The sequence below is a fragment of the Oceanobacillus chungangensis genome (genome assembly GCF_003369565.1).
GTDB lineage: Bacteria > Bacillota > Bacilli > Bacillales > Amphibacillaceae > Oceanobacillus > Oceanobacillus chungangensis.
Genome location: NZ_PIOD01000026.1, coordinates 1 through 23,031 on the forward strand (window position 1 = coordinate 1; position 23,031 = coordinate 23,031).

Genomic DNA, 23,031 nt, shown 5'->3' on the forward strand with positions numbered 1-23,031 from the left:
GATTAAGTCCAGTCGATTACCGAACTCAATCAACCCAATCAGCTGCATAATAAAAACTCTAACTTATAGGGGTAAGCACCATGATGGTCTTTTTCTTTTATTATTAATTTCGGAAATTTGCAATTAAATTGTTAGATATTATGTTATTATTCGGGTAAAGAGACTGAACTACCATGAAAATAAAATTCTGTAATTCAGTGAAAAAGGCAATACTTAATAATACGCAGCTCATTTAAATTTTAAAAAGGGGAGAGCGCCTGATCCATTAATCGATTCTAGGAATATGGGCGGAATGAAGATGCTTCAGGTTCTTGTAATGATACTGTGTATCCTAAACTTTCAAGTCTACGTAGTGAGTGTCGTACAATAGATTGTTGCCTCTGTTTATCAAAGTAGTCTTCGCCTAAGTTTACATACATTGCTTTTCGTTAAGAGGTAGTTTGTTTATCAAGAAAACTTGATTTCAGACTTCGTGTTACAGTTCATTTATGGGAGATATTGGAATATAGCCATTATTTTTTTCTCTGATGTAATGAAAGCTGCAATCACTTCATGTCTAATTACTTCACTAGGAGTCCTCATTATTTTGTTCCGTACTCAAAAAGAATATAAGAGTGATAGATTAATAAAATCTGATCTATCCTATACGATTAATAAAGAAGGGATCAATCAAAAAGTAAGAAAATCAAATAATTATATTGAATGGGAAGACATATACAAGTTTTATGAAAAAAAGGATATGTTCTTAGCCTATGTATCCAGGAATAAAGCGATTATTCTCCCTAAACGATACTTTAATACTTATGACGAAATTGTTACGTTAAAAAATCTTGTTCGTGAAAGACTGAAGGAAAAGAAAATAAAAATTAAATAGGCCATTTCACTATTCATAGAAATTTATTATATCAAAGATTCTATAAATGTAAGTTCACTAACTAGTGCAAAAGTAGAGATTTATGGTTAAATATAGATAATTTTTTATGAATTTTATGAAGGTGGGAGAGAAAGTACGATGAAATTTCCTTTTATTAAGAAAGTGGTTCTTTATTGTTTGAGTTTAATTTTATTATCGTTATTTTTGTATGGATGTAATAGTACAGAAATCGATTCTTTAGAAGATGTAGATAACGGGCAGAAACAGGAAAATCCTCAGTCAACAAATGTAGAAAATGATTCACCGGAAGAAAAGAGCCAAGAGGAAATATACATTCCGAATGAAAGTGATGTTGTGTTTAAAAATAATGCGTTGAGTAATAAAGATATACTCGATAATTTTGTTGAAGTGGCTGGCGAAAACAACGAAAGTCAAATTAGAGTGGTGAAGTATCAAACAAAAGGCGTCATAATCTACGATTTGGAATCAGAATATGATTCAAACGCAAATGTAGGTTGGATTATGGTTAAACCTGATTTGAGCTACTATAAACCTACTGAAAATGAAGTGCAAGATGTTATTTTTAATAATGCATCTCAGCAGTGTGCTTATATGTCCATAGATGAGGAAGAAGGGTTCTACAAATTAAATGAATGTAGAACACACTGGGAATATCGATTGCTTCCTATTGTAAATGATACTTTCTCTAATGAAGAAATAGAAGACCTTGATCAGACAAATGAGTAAATTGAAGTTATGGTTGGGAACTATTACTATTTGGATGACCTTACTACAGAGTTATTCTTATCTAAAGAGGATGCAAAGGAATGGCAGCAATACTATGATGAGAGAAATCAAATTAAATTAGAAGAGGTAACCTTAAAAAATGAAACAAAAGAGCTTATCAGTAGGGATGATTGGGAAGAAATCGTAGGGAATGAAGCTTTAGTCACCTATTGCGATAGTGGAATTTGTGAAATACACACGGTACACTCTTCGGAATTCAGAGCGTTTGCGGTACCTGAAATAAGAATAAGGCGGGATATGTGGGCATCAGATCCGATAAATCGGACATTAAAAGAAATAGAAGCCGAATCTGAAGCTGATAAAGATTCATTCTGGGAAAAGATGAACAAACAAGGAGAGGGTATTCTTAATGACTCATCGGAATTAATAACGATTTATGAGAGCGGCGAGTCCGAAGCGAGCCTTAAACAATCCGTTCAATCGTTGTACGATAAAGTGTACGGAAAGGTTACTATTTTGCGCGATACATTGGTTCCAAGAGATAAGGTAACAAAGAATCAATACAATCAATTATTAATGGACGTAGAGTTCTTGTTAAACAGTTTGTACCAAGGCCAATTATACTTCGTAGACGATAAGAAAAAGGAGTTAAAGGAGATAGTTAAAGAAGAAATTATACCATTGAGAAATGAACTAGAAGAATTAGTTAAGGCTATGTTTTAAAGGTTTGATAAAGAAAGAAGGAACTTGAGACGATAAGGAAACAAAAATAGCAAAATCTCTATTTAATTATCAAAGAATTAAGATTCTACAAACAATTAAAGATGAAAAAAATCGCTAAGCATTTAAATGAAATCCCTTCCAAACTTTGGTTTCTTCCAAAAATAGGATTTACTGATTGCTGCTGAAGATGGGGAAACCAAGTATGACAAGGAACTGATATTTATTATAATGATTGGAAATGAAGAGCAGGCAAAGAAAACTCTAGAAAACTGAGGAGTGTTACATGATGAAAAAAATAATTTTCTGGTCTTTATGCACACTACTAATCCTATCGAGCTGTGCGCCAAATATGGATGAGGAAGAAATATTACAAACGGGTGAGATCAACCAGGAAACATCGATTGTTCCAGGTATTCAATTATCTGAAGAAACGTATGGAATAGTTACTCCATATAAAACGGATGTAGCAAGGGGATTAATTACGAATCAGATTATGAATCATGTAGATATAGATGAAATAGAGGAAGGACTTAGACGCCATTCGAAAGAGGTATTTGATTCAAGTGATTTATATTTTCAAGAGGGACAATATTTTACGCAAGAAACTTTATTAAGTTGGATAAATGATTTAAATCCGGAAAGGAAAGATAACTGGGATGAAGAAACACACCGAAAAAACCCACGTATTCTCTCGTATATTTTAGAGCAAAACTATTTAAGGAAAGTTGAGGGTAATAATTTTGAGTTGGCGGGGATCTCTATCGGTATTTCATTAAAGTCAGTTTATCGCTTTCAAGCACCAAAGGATGGTCCTGATTATAATGAAGAGATTGAAATGGAAGTCATGTTAGAAAAAGGATATGAAGTAGCACAAACAGTAGTAGAGAGGATGAGGGAAATAGATGGGCTTTCTGACATTCCTATTATGATTGCCCTATATCGGGAGGAAGACCATGCATCCCCAGTACCGGGAAACTATGTGGCTAAAACAAATGTACCAAGTGGGAGTAATACAATTAAGGATTGGGAATCCATTGATGAAGAACATATTCTCTTTCCATCACCTGAGGGAGAAGAAAAATATTTGGAAGATTACGAGCTTCTAAAGAGTCTTGAAAATGAAATATCTCCATATTTCCCCGATTATGTAGGAATGATTGGGAATGGATTCTATGCTAATGAAGAACTGCAAAAGCTAACAATAGAGATTCCAATAGAATTCTATAGTGATGGTGAATTATTAGGTTTCATGCAGCATGCATACGGGCAAGTACAGTACATATTTGATAATAACTACGATCTGGAAATAAATATAACCTCAAGTAATCAGATGGTAGGTCTGATTTCTCGTAAAGCTGGGGCAGAGTCTCCCACTGTACATATTTTTCAATAGGTAACTATTTCTGATTATCGGTGGTAACGCAAACTTCATACCAATTATGGATGGTGTTATTTCAATTGATTAAATTTGAATAATGCCTTGTTCAACTAAATGGTGCATTAGTTGAAGATGAGATCGAACTGCAGCTTGTGCTAAAGGGGCAGTAAAATAGTAGATGGTTTTATTATTTGTTTATGATAATATATTTAAAGAATATATAATATTCAAAATGGAAAGCTGCTTTATGAAAAGAAAATTAGGTTTGGGTTTTATAGGAATTTTTGCACTATCAACTGGATTTACAGATGTATTAGCAACAGGACAAGTTGACGTTAGTGATAGAGACAAAATTAGAGTTGTAACAGTAGAGGAACAAGAAGTGCGTGAAAATAAGGCTATTGAAGGTAAAGACCTTGAAATAATTATAATAGCAGACGAACAAAATATGGTAGAAAATTCATCAAATTTATCAGGATTTGTACCACAAGAAAATGGACGAGGCTTATATTTTGAAAAGAAACAAACCAACATACAGTTATTAAACTACCATGAAAGTTTACATCCGAAAATCCTAAAAAAGACAAAAATAAACTAGACCCAGCATTCTGTAGTTTTTTAATGCTGAGACAAGATTGTTGTGAATGTACCCAATCCCCCCTGTGGTGTATCGCTGATTTCGCGATACATTGATGACTAACTGGTGCTAATTCGAGAAGGATTAACGCGTACTTATACTTGCTGGTGCGAGAGTTAAGCAAAATCGCTCATTAAATAATGATTTTTCCTTTAAGAAGGACTTTAAGATTTTAACATTTAATTACATATGTACATATAAAAAGTGGGTGGAAATAATGAATAAAATATATATTATATCTGGTCCAGCAGGAGTTGGTAAATCCACAACTTCAAAGGGGCTTGCTGAACAATTTGACCATAGTGCTTATATTGAAGGTGACTTAATCAATCATATGGTTGTTGGCGGATATCTACCGCCTTGGAAAAGTGAAGAATCATCTTCGTTAATTTGGGAAAATATTGCTGATTTAAGTATCAATTTTTTACAAGCGAATAAGACTGTAATCATTTAAGGATTAAAGAACAACAGATGGGAGCAAGATGTTTAGAATTAGTGGAGGAATTTGAAAGTGAAGGAATAGATAAACGCTTTTTCTACGATACAACCTACTTGCAGCCTTCCGATTTGGATGAAATCTTACTGAATATAAGAAAAAATACTTCATTCAAATATTGATTTCATTCTTAACTAATTGGTGCTTTACTTGAAATCGATTAGCTGGTTAGACGGCTCTTCTTTCTTGTTCAACTAAAGGGTCAGGTTAATGGAATAAAAAATTTATTAAAAAGTATAGGGGGAGATTTGTTTGGAACTTTTGGAAATGCAATATGATTTAATCAACAAGACAAGAAGAGGCTTACCAATGATTATCATAGGGGTGGTTTTTTGGTTTATTGTCGGACTATTAAGTTTCTTTGAGATGCACATTAAATTGCACGGATTATTAGTATTTATAGGAATATCAATTATATTTCCGCTTGGAATACTTCTGTCGAAAATTATGAAAATTGATATGGTCGCAAAAGATAACCCGTTATCAGCTCTTGCAGGAATGCTTGGTGCTATGCAACTGTTTTTTACTCCCCTTTTGATGGTAATCTTTGTTGATGAACCACAATTGCTACCGTTTTATGTAGGGATTTTAACAGGAGCACACTTTTTTCCATTCGCCTGGGTATATAAGAGTAAAGCATATATCTTTCAGACAGTAGCAATCATAGCTATTGCCACAATTTTTGGCTTCGTGCTAACTGAACACTTATTTACTATTTTTCCTTTTGTAATGTCGGGCGTTTATTTCGTAACAAGCGTGTGGTTAACGAAATAAAATGCACTTAAGCCTAAAAAGGAATAATGATTCTAAAATAGTATCATTATTTTCCATCTAACTGGTGCGTTAATTTAAGAAGGATTAACGCTTTTTGTCGAATTATTTACTAAAGGGGCAGGTGTGTTTTAGTATTACTCTAAAAATTATGATGAGGTGTTTGTTTGAGTAAGTTTAACTATAATACAGAGACAGAAAGATTAATAATAAGACCATATATCAAAGAAGATTTTTCAAATTGGTTAACCCAATTTAATAATAGATTACCTTCACAGCACAAATATGATGACGGAAAAATAGATATGAGCATTTGTACTGAAGAATGGTTTGGGGAATTGGTAGATAACCATCAACAGATGGCTTTGGATGACAAAGTATATGTATTTGGTATATTTCGAAAAGAAGATAATGCTCATTTGGGTGCAATGGATTTCTCGACGATTATGAGAGATGATTTTCAATGGGCGAGATTCGGTTATACAATTCATAACCAATTTTGGAGACAAGGTTATGGAAAGGAGGCTGTAAAAGCAGCAATAATTCTTGCTTTTAATAAGCTAAACTTTCACCGTATAGAAGCACATATTAATCTCGATAATACTCCTTCGATAAAATTAGCAGAAAGTGTTGGAATGCAATTTGAATGTATAAGAAAAGGTTTTATCTATGAATTTGATGAATGGACTGATAACCTAATTTACTATATTAATTCAAAATAATTTTTATTGCACTAACTGGTGCGTTAATTCTAGAAGGATTAACGCTATTTTTTGTAGAAGTTATTGAACTAAATGGGCAGGTTAGTACAAGGTTAATAATAAACATTGGTAAGTACATCATAATCTTGCAAGAAAATCTAGCAAGATTAGTAAAGAAATCACCTCAAATAATAAGTACACTCAGGGAAGAGGTGATTTAATGTGTATTTAAAAGTTATAAAAAATAATAGAAATGTATTATTTTACTTGTTAGGAGCTGGGACTTCTAGTTTGGGGGATGTTATATCTGGGTTAGCCTTCCTATTTTTAACTTATCAGATGACAGAATCAAGTATACATACAACTGGTGTTGCAATCTCACAAGCAGTCCCTTATCTTTTATTTGGATTAATCGGGGGAGTAATTGCTGATTGGGTAGGTAAAAAAAGGATATTAATAATAATCGATCTAATAAGAGTACCTCTAATATTATCATTAGTGCTATTTCAACAATTAGAGTTGCTGAACTATTGGCATTTAATAGTAGTGAGCTTTCTTATTCAGTGCCTAGGCTGTTTTTTTAATCCTGCTCATAGGGCTATATTTACCATTATTACAAAGGAAGAGGAAAGATCTTCTGTTAACAGTTTGCTTGACACAGTTACAAGGGGCATTACTGTATTAGGACCTATTGTTAGTATAGGCTTAATGAATACAATTAACGTTATCCACTTTTTTACTTTCGATGCACTAACATATCTTTTAAGTGCGATTCTTATTTATAAAATTCAATTTACAGAAAAAAATATAACAGGCGAAAGATCAAATCAAAGAAAAATAAGTGATATATTTATCTCAATAAAGGATTTTTCAATTTGGGTGAAAAAACAAGCGACAATTCGAACCATATTTATAGTTACAGTAATCATTGTGTTTTTCAATACCTGGGTATGGCAAGTCGGTTTATTACTGCAACTAATAGAAACAACCCCAAATGGAGAGGAATTATACAGCTTACTTTTAGGATGGTATGGTGCTGCTGTAATTGCAGTTAACCTGCTTATCCCATTAATTTGGAAAAAGTTAAGTGTGAAAATTTATTTGTTTGGTTCATTGATTTGGGGAATAGGTATACTTCTTTTAGGATTTGCGTATACCACTCCACTTTATTTTATAGGGATATTAGTGGCAGCAATAGGCTTACCTTTATCTGGACTATCACGGGTATATTTGTTGCAAAAATACCTTCCCACAGAAAAACTAGGTAGGGGCTTTAGTTTTAATGCATTTCTTCTATATTTATCAAATACTATTTCTCTTGGTGTATTCGGATTCATCTCTTCATTCTTGTCTACAAGCATCTTATTTATAATATGTGGAACTATGATGGTTATTTGTTCAGTCGCTTATTTATTAACATTTTCTCGAAAAGCACCTGGAGTAATTCCGTATAATCGCTTAAATAATTGATTGTAAACAGTAACAGATGAAAAACCACAGTCCATTGCAATTTTTAATACAGTTTTATTTGTTTTTTTAAGCATTTCCTGGCTTCTGACTACTCGGTAAGTTTGTAACCAAGAGTAAGGGGAAATCCCTAAGGTGTCTTTAAAGTAATGGGCAAATTGAAATTTACTTAAATTCGCTACTTTTGCCATCTCATTCAAGGTCCAAGAATGCTTATAATCTTCTTTTAAAGCTAGTATTGTTTTGTAAATTTGTGGATCTATTGTTTTATAGATATTTACATTTATATCTTGTGTATGGGTCCCAACAGCACTTTTCAGTAACATTAAAGCCAACTGAGTGAAACTGTGTTCCAGAAATATTTCTATAGATTTTGTGTCATCTTTTTCAAGTTGTGCGAAATCTAATACAAATCTAACCCAATTTGAAATTTGAGCGTTTTTCTGGGTACCTAAAGCAAACTGGATATCATTGTGAACAGGATAGAGAGCTTGAGAAACCTCATTAAGAAAAGAAGGGTTTAATTCAATTAGAAATTTTCTGTCATCTATTGCTAATTGTTTATGCTCATCTAGGGGGTTGAATAAAAGAAAATGTTGATTATTAAGGGTAAGCTGACTTCTGTTCGTTTGGTAATCTATAGTTCCTTTTAGGGAGTAAATAAATTTATAACAATCATCTGAACGCCAGTTGCTTTCTTGGCCGAAATCTTTTTTATATAAGAAAACTCCATTATTGTTTTCTAGTAATAGTTTTGTTGAACTCACATAATCACCTTCTTAGTTATTATAAAAATTGTATCATAATGGGGAGGAAAATTAATGAAGCACGCATTAGTAGTTGGTGGAACAGGTATGTTATCAGGGGTATCACTCTGGTTATTTGAACAAGGGTATCATGTTTCAATCATCGCTAGGAATTCTGATCGGATGAAGGATTTAATGGAACAAACAGACTTGGATAGTCATGTCACACCACTATTTGTTGATTATAGTAATCATGATGAATTACAAAAGAAAGTGCATGCAACAATAAATAAAAATGATGCTATTGATATTGTAGTAGCATGGATTCACTCTACTGCTCCAAATGCACTTAAAATAATAGCGGAAGAGGTTTTAATTAGTAAAAGTGAATGGGAGTTATTCCATGTTTTAGGCAGTAGTTCAGATCTAAATAGAATTAAGAGAGAAGTTATAATTCCTACGGGTTGTTCATATCATCAAGTTCAATTGGGATTTGTAATAGAGGGTTCCCGTTCAAGGTGGTTAACAAGTAAGGAGATTTCTGATGGTGTAATTGAAGCTATCAAGAAAGGAAATAAAATATTAACCATTGGACAAATTGACTCTTGGGAAAAGCACCCATAAGACAACAAATTGGACGTTCATGAAGGTTGTGAACTATATGGTGCGATTGTTAAATAAGGTCAGTCGTGTCTTGTGCTATTGGGGCAGGTTAGTTGAATAAGAATTAAGAAAAAGTGGAGGGGCAAATGGATAATTACAAGTTTAATGAATTTATTAAAATTACAAAAAAACTAAATGATATTGAAATTATTCCGTTGTTAATGGGTTCGGTTGGTTTAGAGGTCGTTACAGGTAAGGGTTGGGATGCACAAGACTTAGACATTCATGTACCTGGTGATAAAAGAGGGTGGGAAGTACCGCCCGAATTAAATATATATAACTGGGATGAAATAGTGAACATTATGAATTCAATGGAATATAGTTTGATTGATTTACATGAACATGAGTTCATTAAAGAGGGATTATCAATTGAGTTTGGTATTATTGATACTTTACCAAGTTTCGCAGGAGTACAATTAGAGGATTTAGAAATGCACCAAATGGGAGAGACAAAGTATTATCTACTAAATCCTGACCAGTATTTAAGTGTTTACGAATCTTCATCCAAGGATAGTTACCGTGCAGATAACAATAATAATAAAGATATTAGAAAAATAGATTTCTTAAAAAGAATGCTATATAGTGACCAAAAATCATACTGAACTAATTGAGTTAACTGGTGCTTTAATACAACAATAAGATCGTCGATACGGCGGTCTTTTTTAACTAAAGTTGCAGCTAGTTGAACAACTGCATTTGTTGCTTTGTATTTCAAAACTATTTAACTAAGAGAGGGATAGGTTATGACTTCGTATAAAATAAATTAAATCTTGAAGACTATAATAAGTGCAGTAATATATGGGATATGGACAAGAAACAAAAAATGGCGAAGATGTTTTATGACGAATTAATAAGCGGAAACAGAATTACTTTTATTTATTTAGAAAATAACGAGTTTATAGGGGAAGGTTCGTTAGTTTTTAAAAACAATGACCCAGATTATACTATTCCAGATAAACGAATTTACCTATCTCGTATGATAGTTAAAGATGAATATCGAAATCGTGGAGTAGGTGGTATTATTCTTGATTATTTGATTGATTATGCAGAACAACTTGGATATGAGGAAATATCACTTGGTGTTGATACAGATAACTCAAGCGCAAGACATTTATATGAAAAGAAGGGATTTACTAACGTATTATATATGGGTGAAGACGAATATGGTGAATATGTAAAACTCCTAAAAAAATTGAAATAGACTTATTTCGAAAAAGGTTAGAATGATAATGTGTGGATGAACTTCAACTAACGGATGCAAGAGTAAAACAGGGCGATCCTCGAAATGGTCGTCTTTTTCTTCCGGAGAGTTGTCTTCATTCAATATACATTGAATGACCTACCAATACCAGTCTGGACTAAATTTCTTATAACGGCATCTTTAGGAATCATTCTAAGTTATTTGCTAAGTCATTTTGTATGGAGAAAGATTCCATACCTTAAAAAAATGATGTAAAAGGAAATAATTTTCACTTATATAAAAATAATGGTTCTTGTTCAACTAACTGGTGCGTTAATTCAAGAAGGATTAACGCTATTTTATGTAGAAGTTATTGTACTAAAGGGGCAGGTTAGTTGAAGAGTGTTTTATATCTTTTGTTCAACAATCGGGCCATATTATTGAATAACAACTTTTTATGAAATGTTACAAAACACCGCATTGGGATACTTTTAAACTTCAACTAGCATAGCAGTTTAGTTTAATTTTCATTGAAATAACGTTTAACTGTTTTAATTAAAGATTTATTTACCCCTTTAGATTGTATTGTCTAAAGGGGTGTTTTTGTGTCTAAGTATAGAACTTTCAACATGATGGATTAACTAATTTCATTATTCAGGGTTTAGAAAAGGAGGAATTTTTACAATATTATAATTTGACTATTGACAATGAGTAATTCGTGACACATAATAAAAATGACACTAGTGTCATTTTTATTATGATGAGGAGGAAATTATGCCTAAAGTAAATCATGAATATGTAATAAGGAAGAAAAATGCCATTTTAAAAGCAGCTGTATCGGTGTGTACAGTTAAGCCACTCTATGAAATTACTATGAGAGATATCATTAAAGCGTCCGGAGTAAGTCAAGGGGGTATTTATCGCTATTATTCAGATTTAGATGAAATACTTGTTGCAATCATTAATCAAGCTAATGCAAATGCCGACTATAAGCAAGCTGTAGATACGATCATTGAAAATAGCGCTGCTCCTAAAAAGACGATAGAAAAGTTGTTTATTTTTCTCGGTGAGTACATTAAAGAAAACTTATCAACGGTTGGCAAAATTCAATTTGAACTAACAATCTTATTTGCGAACAATCCTGAGAGACAAACAAAAATTTTACCTAATATTACTGAAAACGAAAGTGGACAATACTTGGTCGAGCAAATATTTAATACCATTCATGAGGGAATTTCTTTAGGGAGCTTTCAGCCTGAAGTACCACTAGATGATTTATTTACTTTTATCATGACTTCCATTGATGGAATTGTAAGCGATGTTGTTTTACAAAAATGTTATGGTATGTTCCAAAATGAACAAGCACTTTTTGACGAGATTCGACTAATGGAGACTCTATGCAAGTCTGTACAATCATTGTTGGGATGTAAATAAGGAGGAAACTTGATGGGGAAAGAGGTAGGAAGGTATCTATTCTATACATTTACTTTGTCGTGGATATTTTGGGGCGGTTTAGTAATTTTAACCCAATTCAATCTGCTTAAGTTTGGAACTGCATTATCAATAATATTGCATATTCTTGGCGGTGTTGCACCTGCTATTACTGAGATTTGGCTAAAAAAGAAGTATAGTTCTAAAGAAGAATTCAACTCGTTTATTAGTAATATAAAAAATTATAGACATCCATTAGCATGGTATCTATTTACCGTTGGGCTAGCGTTTATAGCTTGTTTTTTGCCAACTCTTTGGGGTGGAGCATCTATGGAGAACCCCCTATATCTAGCATTAATTAATCTCCCAATCATGATTATAGGAGGCGGCTTGGAAGAAATCGGCTGGCGCGGATATTTACAGCCTACGTTGCAAAAAAAATGGTCGTCTTTCACAAGTACGCTCATTGTGGGTATTATTTGGGCAATTTGGCATCTGCCATTGTGGTTCATAGTTGGTTCAAATCAAATGAGTATGAATTTCCTTTGGTTTACTGTAATTGCTTTGGCATTATCTTTTTTAATGACCGTCATTTATTTAACCACTAAAAGTATTTTTCTATGTATTATTTTTCATGCCTTAATTAATTCATTCTGGGTAGTGTATATTCCAGATACAAATGTTTTGTCTGCGTTATTTACGCTTTTGTTTGCACTAGTTATTTTTACTGCATTTGAATTCTATAGAAAGAAGAATATTACTAAAGCACAACATTTTTTTCATGGGTAATAATGTTTCCGCTGCATAAATTCCTTTATTTGAAAAAACTGCTCGATTTTCTAATTCAACTAACGTCCTTTAGTGCAAAAGGAATTAATAAGCATGTAATCATGTGCATAATAGCCAACTATCCTAAAAAATTTCAGATAGTTGGCCATGCTATTTATTACTAATGTTTATTACTAATCTATAATAACTGCCATAACTTTTCATGGAATAAATAATTAATTATTGCTATTTTAAGTTTACAAGGGGGCTATTTATGGAGAAGAGCAACTACCTTATCTAACATTGAAGGTTCAAACAATAAGCCTAATACTTTAGTATCTTTATATAGATTTTTATTTAATGAAATGGCGCTCTTCCACAATCGAGCACTTGTCTTGAGTAAGAAGGCGTCTTAGTTTCATGCCCCTACACGTTGAGTTTTTAGATGGATAGGCTACACTAAGTTGGACAGATAAAATAAGGGCTTGTAAACTTAGACTATTAACTTAAGGGAGCGTGCAATTATGACACGTCAACGTCGAACTTTTACACCCGAATTTAAGCTGCAATTAGTGAAGCTTTATGAAAATGGTAAATCTCGTGCGGACATTGCTAGGGAATACGATATTACGCCTTCTGCGCTAGATCGTTGGATTAAAAACCATAAGGAAACCGGTTCATTCGCCGCCAAAGATAACCGTTCTGAAGAGGAAAATGAATTGGCTCGATTACGCAAGGAAAATCAACGTTTAATGATGGAGAATGATATTTTAAAGCAAGCAGCGCTGATCATGGGACGAAAATAGATGTGATTCGAAATAACGCTCACAAATATTCAGTATCAGCAATGTATGACGTCCTCAATATTCCAAAAAGTACGTATTACTATCACGCCAATTTATATGGAAAACGTGTGCTTAAAACTGATGATAAAGAGATTTCCAAAGAGACTGCCCGGATTTTCAAAGAAAGTCGAAACAATTATGGGACGCGAAAAATCAAGAAAGAACTAAGTAAATTATCAAAGCCAAGATACGTATCACGTCGTCGGATTGGTCGTTTAATGAAAGAACTTGGACTCGTATCAAACTACACTGTAGCACAGTATAAGCCACATAAATCAACATATAATGAGGCGTTGATAAACAATGAATTACAGCGTCAGTTTGAACAAGAAGAACCGTTGGCTGTCATCGTGAGTGATTTAACATACGTCCGTGACCCAACAAAATGGCATTATGTTTGCTTATTTGTTGACCTTTTTAATCGTGAAATTATTGGCCGTAGTGCTGGTGCGAATAAGAGTGCAGAGCTTGTCTATCAGGCTTTATCGAGCATTAAAGGCAATTTGAACGATGTTCAACTATTCCATACAGATCGTGGAAAAGAGTTTGATAATAAGCTTATTTCAGAAGCACTTGAAACATTCGGCATCCAGAGATCACTAAGCATGAAAGGATGCCCTTATGATAACGCCGTGGCCGAAGCGATGTTTAAGGTATTCAAAACAGAATTCGCTAACGGAGCTCATTTCTCTTCTCTTGAACAACTTGCTCTTGAACTGGATGATTATGTTCATTGGTTTAATAACATTCGAATTCACGGAACACTAGGCTATTTAACACCAGTGGAATTCAAGCAAGACCCTATAATTTTTGTCCAGTTTAGTGTTGACATACCAAGATTTTGTTAAGAAGATAGATTGTGATTTTTGCACTTAAACTAAAGGGTGCAAGAGTTGAAGATGTAATCTTATTTCAGTTATGCTTTTTTCCTATTGTTCTAAAGCGGCAGTAAAGTTGAATAAGTAGAAATATAACTTAGAGAGGACGATTGTTATTCAAATAATAATTAGTTACATAGCGTTAGGGATAGTTACTGCTTTATCTTTGGATTATTTAATAAATAATTGGTTATTTGGTATTATCCTTCTTATTAGTCTGTTGGTAGTATATCGCTATATAAAAAGTTTGGAAACTGAAGCAAGAGTCGAGGTGAAAGTGAAAATAGTCGGTATTCTTTGTTACTTTGTTACTTTAATAGTTGTATTAGTGCTTTTATTTTTTGTTTTAGTTTAGTTTCTATAAAATTCTCTTGTTAAAGTAACTGGAGAAAATTAAAACGATCGTATTTTTAAAAATAACTGAATTGCTAGAAAAGAATGAAATACCTTATGAAATTAGAAATGGTATGATTTACCTGAAGATACTTTTGATAAGGCAATTTATTGTTGTTCTTAAAAAATTGTATTATTTATTCAATTAACGGATGCAATAATACAATAATGAAATCGGTTTTATAGCTGATGGGACTGAAAAGTTGAAACTTATAATGTATATGTAAGTATGAATTTATATAGAGTAGGAGCGATCTGTGATGGAAGTTAAGGTGACTAAGAAAAATGAAATATTACATATTCAATGGCAATTAAGCAACATTGAAATACCATTCTCCAAAATAATCGAAGTATTAAATGATGATACCTACGCTGGAAAAGTAAAAAATGGAATTAGGATTGGTCTTCCCGATGGTCAGACAGAGAGGGTAGTAATAAACACAGATTCAGATGCTTATATTATTTTTACAAGTAATGCTGGATTGAAAGAGAAGATACTATCATTTATGAATTAACTTCCTCAATAAACGGGTGCGATAGTTAAACAAAAGGTCGCTTTGAACCCGATGGGACTTATATGCAAGATACGAACGGAAGTAGTTTTGAGTTTTGAAAATGAAATATGAGTGTGCAGAGCAAACAACTTCAAATTGTTAAGTGGATACTGGTGCTTTCCTCAAAGAAGAAAGATAAGCACCTTTACTTGTTGAAATTAATAAAGGGGCAGCTTAGTGAAATATAATATATAGAAGGGACTTGGTTTTTTGGCATTAAATGTTGAGTTATCTAAGTTTAAAGTTAAAAGTGGTAAAACTGAAATAGTTGATGAATGGATGAACTTTTTAAACGAACATATGAATCAGGTACTCTTAACTTTAAAAGATGAGAAAATGTTTGTAGAGTCTATATTTCGAGAAAAGAATGGCGAAATTGAATATTTATATTGGTTTTCAGTCCAGGGAGAAGGCGGAAAGAGCGTTGAAGAGTCACAACACGAAGTTGATCAGAAACATCTTGAATATTGGTATGAGTGTATTGATGAAGAGATTCCCCACGTTGATTTAGAAACCAAAGTGGTTATGATACCAGAGGATGTCCGTAAAACGATGGTATAAACGAATTCTCTTCAACTAATAGGCAGCCTGGAAAACTTTGGAGGAAATAAAAAGTTTAGAATTAGCCTTCGCCGAAGATAGAGATTTCCTTATTATCTACATAACGAAGATGAAACATTACAAATTCTTATTCAACTAACTGGTGCTCTTCTTAAAGAAGGATAAGAACTCTCCTTGTTGAATTTATATAAGGGTAGGATTGTTAAATAAGGATGTAGTTAAACCAAGGGAGAATTTGTAAAAATGAAGTTCATAACAAGTGATGGACTAGAATTATATTACGATAAGAGTGGAAAAGGATTTCCTTGTATATACCTTCACGGAGGACCAGGTTATTGGAGTAAATCATTTCAATACTTTTCACAGGAACTTTTAGAAGAGAAATTAGAAATGGTATATTTAGACCAAAGAGGATGTGGACGTTCCAAATACAGTCCTACACAAGATTATTCTTTAAGTAGGTTAATAGAGGATATTGAGGAACTTAGGATTTTCTTAGGGTTAAGTGAATGGTATGTTATGGGACACTCATTTGGCGGAATACTTGCAGTCAACTATGCGGAACGTTACACTGAGAGAACTAAAGGGTTAATATTATCAAACGTAACACTAAATATGTTCGATTCTTTTAGACATCTAATTCAAAAGGGCACTGATATTTTGGGGATGAAGAAGGAAAGAATCCAATGTGGAAATTTAGAGTCATTTATGGATATATTCTATTCAATCCTTTCAAAGTTGATGGAAAAAGAAGAGTATTTTAAATTTCAGTATGCTAATTTAAAAAATAAAAAAATTGTAGATAAAATCGATGAAGGATTGAACAGTGATCCGAAATTTCAACAATATGTGTTTTCATCAGATGAATATTTTCAGGACTTTACTTCATTAACTGAACAAATTAACAGACCAGTATTGGTCATTGCGGGCAAATTAGATGAAGCAGTCGGTCCAGACCATCACCAAAATTTTAAATTTAAGAATCCAAAAATCAGGGTATTATTAAGTAGCCATCATCCTTATATTGGAAACTAATTAGAATTCAAGGATGCTATATTGAACTTTGCTAAAGTATGATTTCTTATTATACTAACTGGTGCCTTTCTCCAATAAGTTCTTCCATGATTTGCAAATTCATTTAGGAATGCGTTTTCTTTATTTATAGAGTCGGATTTTAGAACAGGTTTTCTGTCCAGTAAACGAATAAAAGAAGGTGAAAAGATACGTGTAAAAATCAAGTTGGGAATATTAATTTTAGCGTGTGTTGTTGTGGAATCTGTATGGAATAAATATGAAGTACAAAGTACCAAAATTGGTGAATATCTGGATCGCAGAGAAGGAAATCCAATAATTTCTATAGATGTTTATGATAAAAATGATATACCAATAGTTGAGGAATACTTAGAAGATAGCTTATCTAAAGATGATTTAACAAAATATGAAATAGTTGTGTTCTCTAATATGGGGAAGACTTATTAAATGAAATTTAAACAAACTTGTGCGTTAATTCAAGAAGGATTAACGCTATTTTACGTAGAAGATATTTTACTAACAGGGTAGGTTAGTTGATTATAAAATGTTGATTTTATTTAGTTGAAATGAAATGGGATGGTGATTAAACATGATGAAAAAACATACCAAGTTTGGAAAGATAATTGGTTGGTTAGGTTTTCTATTTTTTATGCTGGGATTCGCATTTAATGAAAGGATAGGTGTGATGGTAGAAGATATTCCAGAAGTCTATTATCCTTTTTCCTTACCATCAATCATAATAGGGATAATTCTACTCGTTATTTCTAATTTCTTTAAAAAAAGAACGTTTAGTTGTTTTTATGTAAATTAAATCCAACTACTAAATGGTGCTTTAGTAAACAAAGGGGACATTTTGGTGTGAAAATAATAAATGATTTTAAAAGCGATAATTTTAGTGGATGGTATGCATTTTTTATAATTCTGTCTATAATTACATTTAAAAAAGTTAAGAAAATAGAAATGAAGAAAAGGGATTTAGAGAATAAGGCGAAGCGATTGGTTTAACTGTCCTTAATCAGCAAATTCGTGCAAGAGTTAAACAGGGCGATCTTCAAAACGGTCGTCTTTTTCTTTCAGAAACATTGTTTGAATATTATGCTATTATTGGAAGATAAGTTGTTTCACTAACTGGGCAGGTTAGTGAAACAAGAAAATAAACATTTTTACAAAGTTTTGGAGAGGAAGTGTAACAGATGGTACAGTGTATTTTTTGTGATATTGTAACTAAAAAAGAAGATGCTTATATAATTTTTGAAAATGAAGTTGTTTGTTGTTTTTTAGATAAGTATCCTATAAACAAGGGACATATTCTTGTTGTGCCTAAGAAACATTATCAAGAGTTTAATGTAGTTGACAATGATAGTTTGACTCAAATCATTCTTACATCTCAACGTGTAGCAATTGCCCTTGAAAATTTATTAAAAACTGATGGAATTACAATAATGCAAAACAATGGAATAGTTAAGGATGTGGAGCATTACCATATGCACATTATTCCTCGTTTTTTAAATGATGGTTTCTCTTGGATAGAACCTGGAGTAAGCGTATCAAAGGATGAATTTATCTCTTTAAGTCATAATCTAAAAGAAATTATGACTTAAAGTTTCCGAGCTAAAGGGTGCGTTAATTCTAGAAGGATTGACGCTATTTCCGTAGAAGTTATTGTACTAACGAGGCAGGATAGTTGAAGAGTGCTGTTTGATCTTTGTTCAACAATTGGGCCTTATGCTGCATAACGGCTAACCCCCTCAAGATACATGTAAATTTTACATTTAAATAATTAAATCCTTTTTGATTAAGCCCTAGAGGACATTAATACCTTTAATTCCTGGTGTTATTGTATGCGATCCTTTATTATGGGACTTCAGAAAACCGTATAATGAAATTTCAAAAACTATCCGAAGCATAGAGAGATAGTTTTTTTATCATTGCATAAAATGTTGAAAATAAAAATAAAAGATACATATTCGGGGCTTAAAAATCATATTTAGTAATAATTGATGGAAAATGAATTTTGGAGGCCATGATAATGAATGAAAAAGATTCTAAACTGAGGCAGGCTTTATCAGAAGAAGACTATAATGAAAGAAAAGAGTTATATAGAGACCTCTCCAAATGGAATAATGATGAGTCAGCTAAACTTCATTCACAGACAGTCGGCTCTAGAGGACCTGTACTGGAACAAGATATGGTACTCCACGAGACCTTACAAGAGTTTATTCATGAAAAGATTTTAGAAAGACCTGTTCATGTAAAAGGATCTGGTGCATTTGGTTATTTTCAAACGATATATTCGATGTCCGAACATACAAAACTGAGCTTTTTACAAAATTCTAATCAGAAAGTTCCTGTTATGGTTCGCTTTTCGTTAGCTGTCAGTACGAAAGGAACACCTGATACATCTAGAAATGTGCGTGGATTTTCTACAAAATTTTATACAGATGAAGGCGTTTTTGACCTTTTGTGTAATCACATTCCTGTCTTTTCTGTTCGTGATGCGATACGATTTCCGGAATTTATTAAAGCACTCTTACCTTCACCAAAAAATAATTTAATTGATCCTAATAGGTTTTGGAGCTTTGTAGCAAGTGCGCCTGAATCGATTCACTTTGTTGTACGGTTATACTCGGATTCTGGTACGGTAAAAAGTTATCGCCACATTCCAGGACATAGTGTAAATACATATGTTTGGATAAATGCTAAAGGTATTAGAAAGTACGTTAAATACCATTGGTACCCATTTGAAGGTGTAGAATACATTGGTCGCGAAGAAGCAAATAGACTAGCCGCTGAAAATCCTGATTACGCTGGTAAAGATTTATACGATGCGATTGCGGTTGGTAAACCGGTGGAATATGGCTTATATGTCCAGCTCATGGACCTAAAGGATGAAGCAAATCTTTCTTATGATCCTTTAGATGATACAAAAGTATGGGATGAAAAAGAGTATCCACTAATACCAGTAGGCAAAGTGGTATTAACTAAAAATCCCGATAATTATATGGAACAAGTAGAAAAGGTCGGATTCTCTCCGTCAAATTTACTAGACGGCGCAGAATTATCTGATGATAAATTACTGCAGGGCCGTGCCAATATTTATAGTGATTCTCAAAGAAGAAGAATTGGGGCTGAATTTCGTAAATTACCGGTTAACCAACAGCAAAATTGGACACCAGCTAATCAAATTACAAGTGGTGATGGAAGATATGTTGAAGGGAAACTAGAAAGAACTTCGATAACAAAGCATGATGATTTTGTGCAGGCTGGTGAATTCTATATGATGTTATCTCCTATAGAAAAAGAACATCTTGTAGAAAATTTAGCTAGCGACATGATTGTCATATCCAGTGATATTAGAAAGAAAGTTATGGAGTATTTAAATAAGGTATCATCGGACTTGGCAAAAAGAATTGAGATACAACTAATAAAACAATAAAGATATAAAAACTAAAATTTTCTAATATTAATGAACTAACGGGTGCAAGAGTGATACAAGGCGATTATCAAAACGATCGTCTTTTTATTTAGTAAATATTTATGAATATTATGGTAATATTGAAAGTAAGTTATTGAGCTCACGGAGCAGAAATAGTTCAATAAGAAATTATTAGTAGTAAGGGGTTTTAAAAGTGTTATTATTTCTACTTTTTTATATCTTTGTTATTCCAATGTGTATTTTATTGCACGAAATAGGGCGTGCTGTCGGTGCTGTCAGGTCTTCAAAGTATCATGCACGTGTTTATTTAGGAAATAAAAATAATGAGAACAAAGAAAATTTCAGATTTGGAAAACTCCATTTTCATATAAATTGGTCTTATGTTGGTTTTGTTGATTGGGACGGTAATTTAAATAAACGACAGAAAGCTGTTGCTCTGGCTGGTGGACCAATAATTTCATTAGTACTTGTGTTTCTATTCGGAATAATAGGTATGTTTGTACCTCAAGGTGATTTTCGATCTTTTATGTGGGGGATATCAATATTTAACTTTTTTCAAGTAGTAGTAACATTAATACCCATTACTTATCCTCATTGGATGGGGTCATATAACGGTCATCCTTCCGATGGTTTGCAATTGCTGCGATTACTAAGGAGTTAAAATTTCATTTTGTCTTCTTCCACTACCATGAAAGTTAACATCCGAAAAATCCTAAAAAAGACAAAAACAAACTAGACCCAGCATTTTATGATTTTTATATGCTGAGACAAGATTGTTGTGAATGTACCCAAAGTCATTATAGACATAGAAACAAACTTTCATTCCTTGTGGTGTATCGCTGATTTTGTAATACATGGTGACTAACGGGTGCATTAGTTGAGGTGAGATCGAACGGCAATTATTGTGCTAAAGGGGCAGGTTAGTTTAGAAGGAAATGATTATCGTTTAAGAAAATATTGGTTATGGAAATCTTGTTGGTAAAGGTGTTGGTTATAGAAGAAGCAGAAATAAAACTGGTTATAGGTACAGGGGAATATCATAATAATCCAGGTTGGTTACATACTCAGGAGGAAGAACTAAATTTAATAGATGAAGATACTAAGAATAAAAGGTTTGAAAATAATTCAATTCCAGCAATACTGGCCGAACACGTACGGGAGCATCTCATATATGCAGAAGGTATTGTATTTGCAAAGATGTGTTATAAATTTCTAATACCTTCTGGCTATTTACGCTGTGCTGTTCCTGATGGATTCTTTCAGGATGACACATATCAAAATATAGTTAAAATAGGTGGACCTGCAAAGTTGATCTGAAAGTACGAGAAGAATCCAAAATATTGCTTCACGAGATTGTCAATCCAAAACAGCTTTTATTAGAAGAAGGGCATTTGTTGACAATTAAGAAGGTTCCATATTTTAACTGAGAATTTCTTTAAACTCTTATTATCGCTAACTGGTGCTTTAACACAACAAGCAGATCGTCAATACGGCGGTTTTTTTTAAAACTGAAGGACAGGTTTGTATAATAAAAAGTATTTTGGAGAATTAACCTATTAAGAGATTATTTAATACTGATAAGTACTTCTTATGGAATTAGATAATTTTATTCAATTTTCTTAATAGTTAATAAGGTGATAAAATATTAGTTAAGTTAATAAAGGGGGTTATATAATATTGAAAGCTGTAATACAAAATGAATTTGGTGATGTAAATGTACTCTCTTATACAGATGTTGATACACCCACTATTGGTGATGACGAGGTTTTAATTAAAGCGACATACACAAGTGTTAATTATGCAGATATTCAAAAGCGTGTAGGAAATAAGGGAAAAGAGACTTTTCCTTTGATGCTTGGACTTGATATTTCGGGGGTTGTAAAAGAGGTTTCTCCGAATTCAACATTTTCAGTGGGAGATCGGGTAATTGCTTTTCCTAAAAACGGATCCTACGCTGAGTATGTTGTAGCAAATGAAAAATTAGTTTTTAAAATTCCAGACAGTCTACCATTTGACCAAGCGGCAGCAATGCCAACTGTTTCATTTTTATCGTATATTCTACTCTATGAAATCGGGCAAGTAAAAAAATCAGACACCATAGTTATTCATAGCGCGGGTGGTGGAGTAGGTACGATGTTAATTCAATTAGCTAAACTAGCAGGTGTCCATAAAATTATAGGCACTGTCGGTACTTTGGATAAAGAATCCTATGTTAAGAAGTTAGGGGCTGATGTTGTATGCACCTACGAAACCTTTACTGAAGAGGTTTTAAAGGAGACTAATAATTTGGGGGCTAACGTTATTTTCGATTCGGTTGCTGGAGAAGTGACTAGTAGAAGTTTAGATTGCTTAGCTTTTTATGGTACTCTTGTTCAATTTGGAAATAGCAGTGGAGAAGCAGGTATAATTAAAACAAGTGATGTTCATAGTAGTTGTAGGGACATTAAAGGTTTTAGTTTGGGTACAACTAGGGAACTCAATCCAGCACGATTAAGGCCTATTGCGGAAAAAGTTATAGAACTATTTGCTTTAAATAAAGTATCTATTCCTATCACAGAAGTGTTTAATTTAAACGATGCTGCTTTGGCTCATAAATTAATTGAAAGCCGAAATTATGAAGGAAAAGTTTTGATTAAAATATAAAACAAAGCTATTAGGATAATAAATCAATCTTCTTCAATTAGCTGGCGCAAATGTAATAGAAGACAATCATTGAATTGATTGTCTTTTTTTCGGTAAAAAAATTGAAA

At 32.8% G+C, this 23,031-nt stretch carries 25 protein-coding genes and 1 pseudogene; 25 read left to right on the plus strand and 1 reads right to left on the minus strand.

The annotated features are described in order from the left end of the window. The first annotated feature begins 586 nt into the window (after positions 1-586). The 9 genes from CWR45_RS18265 to CWR45_RS18305 all read left to right on the plus strand — a co-directional run bounded on the left by CWR45_RS18265 (position 587) and on the right by CWR45_RS18305 (position 7,797). Positions 587-874, plus strand: coding sequence for a YcxB family protein (locus CWR45_RS18265; RefSeq protein WP_170138910.1), 288 nt, complete (start codon positions 587-589; stop codon positions 872-874). Between the two features lie 138 nt (positions 875-1,012). After that, positions 1,013-1,621: a hypothetical protein gene (locus CWR45_RS18270; RefSeq protein WP_115751294.1), complete on the plus strand. Its 609-nt coding sequence runs from the start codon at positions 1,013-1,015 to the stop codon at positions 1,619-1,621. A gap of 9 nt (positions 1,622-1,630) precedes the next feature. Further along, the gene (locus CWR45_RS18275) at positions 1,631-2,344 is read left to right on the plus strand and encodes a hypothetical protein (protein ID WP_115751295.1); all 714 of its coding nucleotides are present in this window, start codon (positions 1,631-1,633) and stop codon (positions 2,342-2,344) included. Between the two features lie 286 nt (positions 2,345-2,630). Further along, the gene (locus CWR45_RS18280; protein ID WP_115751296.1) at positions 2,631-3,737 is read left to right on the plus strand and encodes a CamS family sex pheromone protein; all 1,107 of its coding nucleotides are present in this window, start codon (positions 2,631-2,633) and stop codon (positions 3,735-3,737) included. Positions 3,738-3,969: 232 nt separating this feature from the next. Then, positions 3,970-4,320: a hypothetical protein gene (locus CWR45_RS18285; RefSeq protein ID WP_147294847.1), complete on the plus strand. Its 351-nt coding sequence runs from the start codon at positions 3,970-3,972 to the stop codon at positions 4,318-4,320. A gap of 256 nt (positions 4,321-4,576) precedes the next feature. Then, positions 4,577-4,813 (plus strand): hypothetical protein, encoded by a 237-nt coding sequence (locus CWR45_RS20190; RefSeq protein ID WP_245975467.1) that lies wholly within the window; start codon positions 4,577-4,579, stop codon positions 4,811-4,813. A gap of 294 nt (positions 4,814-5,107) precedes the next feature. Continuing rightward, positions 5,108-5,629, plus strand: a complete 522-nt coding sequence (locus CWR45_RS18295) for a DUF7010 family protein (RefSeq protein WP_115751298.1) — start codon at positions 5,108-5,110, stop codon at positions 5,627-5,629. A 164-nt stretch (positions 5,630-5,793) separates the two neighbouring features. Then, positions 5,794-6,348, plus strand: a complete 555-nt coding sequence (locus CWR45_RS18300) for a GNAT family N-acetyltransferase (RefSeq protein WP_115751299.1) — start codon at positions 5,794-5,796, stop codon at positions 6,346-6,348. A gap of 201 nt (positions 6,349-6,549) precedes the next feature. Further along, the gene (locus CWR45_RS18305; protein WP_115751300.1) at positions 6,550-7,797 is read left to right on the plus strand and encodes an MFS transporter; all 1,248 of its coding nucleotides are present in this window, start codon (positions 6,550-6,552) and stop codon (positions 7,795-7,797) included. On the opposite strand, the gene CWR45_RS20195 is transcribed toward CWR45_RS18305, so the two are convergent. Next, complete coding sequence (locus tag CWR45_RS20195) at positions 7,734-8,561, minus strand: AraC family transcriptional regulator (RefSeq protein ID WP_245975468.1); 828 nt, start codon at positions 8,559-8,561, stop codon at positions 7,734-7,736. The genes CWR45_RS18305 and CWR45_RS20195 overlap by 64 nt on opposite strands. A 54-nt stretch (positions 8,562-8,615) precedes the next feature. Between CWR45_RS20195 and CWR45_RS18315 the strand changes: the two genes are divergently transcribed. The 16 genes and pseudogenes from CWR45_RS18315 (at position 8,616) to CWR45_RS18395 (ending at position 22,924) form a co-directional block, all read left to right on the plus strand. Next, positions 8,616-9,164 carry a short-chain dehydrogenase gene (locus CWR45_RS18315; protein WP_115751301.1) on the plus strand — a complete coding sequence of 183 codons (549 nt, stop codon included), beginning with the start codon at positions 8,616-8,618 and terminating at the stop codon, positions 9,162-9,164. Between the two features lie 125 nt (positions 9,165-9,289). After that, a complete protein-coding gene (locus CWR45_RS18320; protein WP_115751302.1) occupies positions 9,290-9,805 on the plus strand; it encodes a phosphoribosylanthranilate isomerase in 516 nt (171 codons plus the stop codon). 203 nt (positions 9,806-10,008) lie between these two features. After that, a complete protein-coding gene (locus CWR45_RS18325; RefSeq protein WP_115751303.1) occupies positions 10,009-10,404 on the plus strand; it encodes a GNAT family N-acetyltransferase in 396 nt (131 codons plus the stop codon). 753 nt (positions 10,405-11,157) lie between these two features. Next, positions 11,158-11,817, plus strand: a complete 660-nt coding sequence (locus CWR45_RS18330; RefSeq protein ID WP_115751304.1) for a TetR/AcrR family transcriptional regulator — start codon at positions 11,158-11,160, stop codon at positions 11,815-11,817. Between the two features lie 12 nt (positions 11,818-11,829). Beyond that, positions 11,830-12,603: a CPBP family intramembrane glutamic endopeptidase gene (locus CWR45_RS18335; RefSeq protein ID WP_115751305.1), complete on the plus strand. Its 774-nt coding sequence runs from the start codon at positions 11,830-11,832 to the stop codon at positions 12,601-12,603. 503 nt (positions 12,604-13,106) lie between these two features. Further along, positions 13,107-14,275, plus strand: a protein-coding gene (locus CWR45_RS18340) for an IS3 family transposase (RefSeq protein ID WP_115751306.1) whose coding sequence is annotated in 2 segments (ribosomal slippage) — positions 13,107-13,353 and positions 13,353-14,275 — 1,170 coding nt in all. Because the reading frame shifts where the segments join, the coding sequence is not laid out codon by codon here. Between the two features lie 683 nt (positions 14,276-14,958). Next, entirely contained in the window at positions 14,959-15,213 is a 255-nt protein-coding gene (locus CWR45_RS18345; RefSeq protein WP_115751307.1) for a SunI/YnzG family protein, read from the plus strand. 249 nt (positions 15,214-15,462) lie between these two features. Further along, positions 15,463-15,813 carry a DUF6176 family protein gene (locus CWR45_RS18350; protein ID WP_115751308.1) on the plus strand — a complete coding sequence of 117 codons (351 nt, stop codon included), beginning with the start codon at positions 15,463-15,465 and terminating at the stop codon, positions 15,811-15,813. Positions 15,814-16,056: 243 nt separating this feature from the next. Next, entirely contained in the window at positions 16,057-16,848 is a 792-nt protein-coding gene (locus CWR45_RS18360; RefSeq protein WP_115751309.1) for an alpha/beta fold hydrolase, read from the plus strand. Between the two features lie 234 nt (positions 16,849-17,082). Next, positions 17,083-17,292 (plus strand): YolC/YozM family protein, encoded by a 210-nt coding sequence (locus tag CWR45_RS18365; RefSeq protein WP_147294848.1) that lies wholly within the window; start codon positions 17,083-17,085, stop codon positions 17,290-17,292. A 142-nt stretch (positions 17,293-17,434) separates the two neighbouring features. Beyond that, the gene (locus CWR45_RS18370; RefSeq protein WP_115751311.1) at positions 17,435-17,656 is read left to right on the plus strand and encodes a hypothetical protein; all 222 of its coding nucleotides are present in this window, start codon (positions 17,435-17,437) and stop codon (positions 17,654-17,656) included. 382 nt (positions 17,657-18,038) lie between these two features. Then, entirely contained in the window at positions 18,039-18,446 is a 408-nt protein-coding gene (locus tag CWR45_RS18375) for an HIT family protein (protein WP_115751312.1), read from the plus strand. A gap of 428 nt (positions 18,447-18,874) precedes the next feature. Next, on the plus strand, positions 18,875-20,281 hold the full coding sequence (locus tag CWR45_RS18380) for a catalase (protein WP_115751313.1): 1,407 nt from the start codon (positions 18,875-18,877) through the stop codon (positions 20,279-20,281). A 193-nt stretch (positions 20,282-20,474) separates the two neighbouring features. Beyond that, complete coding sequence (locus tag CWR45_RS18385; protein ID WP_115751314.1) at positions 20,475-20,942, plus strand: hypothetical protein; 468 nt, start codon at positions 20,475-20,477, stop codon at positions 20,940-20,942. A 323-nt stretch (positions 20,943-21,265) separates the two neighbouring features. Continuing rightward, positions 21,266-21,583: pseudogene (locus tag CWR45_RS18390) on the plus strand (class I SAM-dependent methyltransferase); the annotation flags it as partial. 375 nt (positions 21,584-21,958) lie between these two features. Continuing rightward, positions 21,959-22,924, plus strand: coding sequence for a quinone oxidoreductase family protein (locus CWR45_RS18395; protein WP_115751316.1), 966 nt, complete (start codon positions 21,959-21,961; stop codon positions 22,922-22,924). The last annotated feature ends 107 nt before the right edge of the window (positions 22,925-23,031 follow it).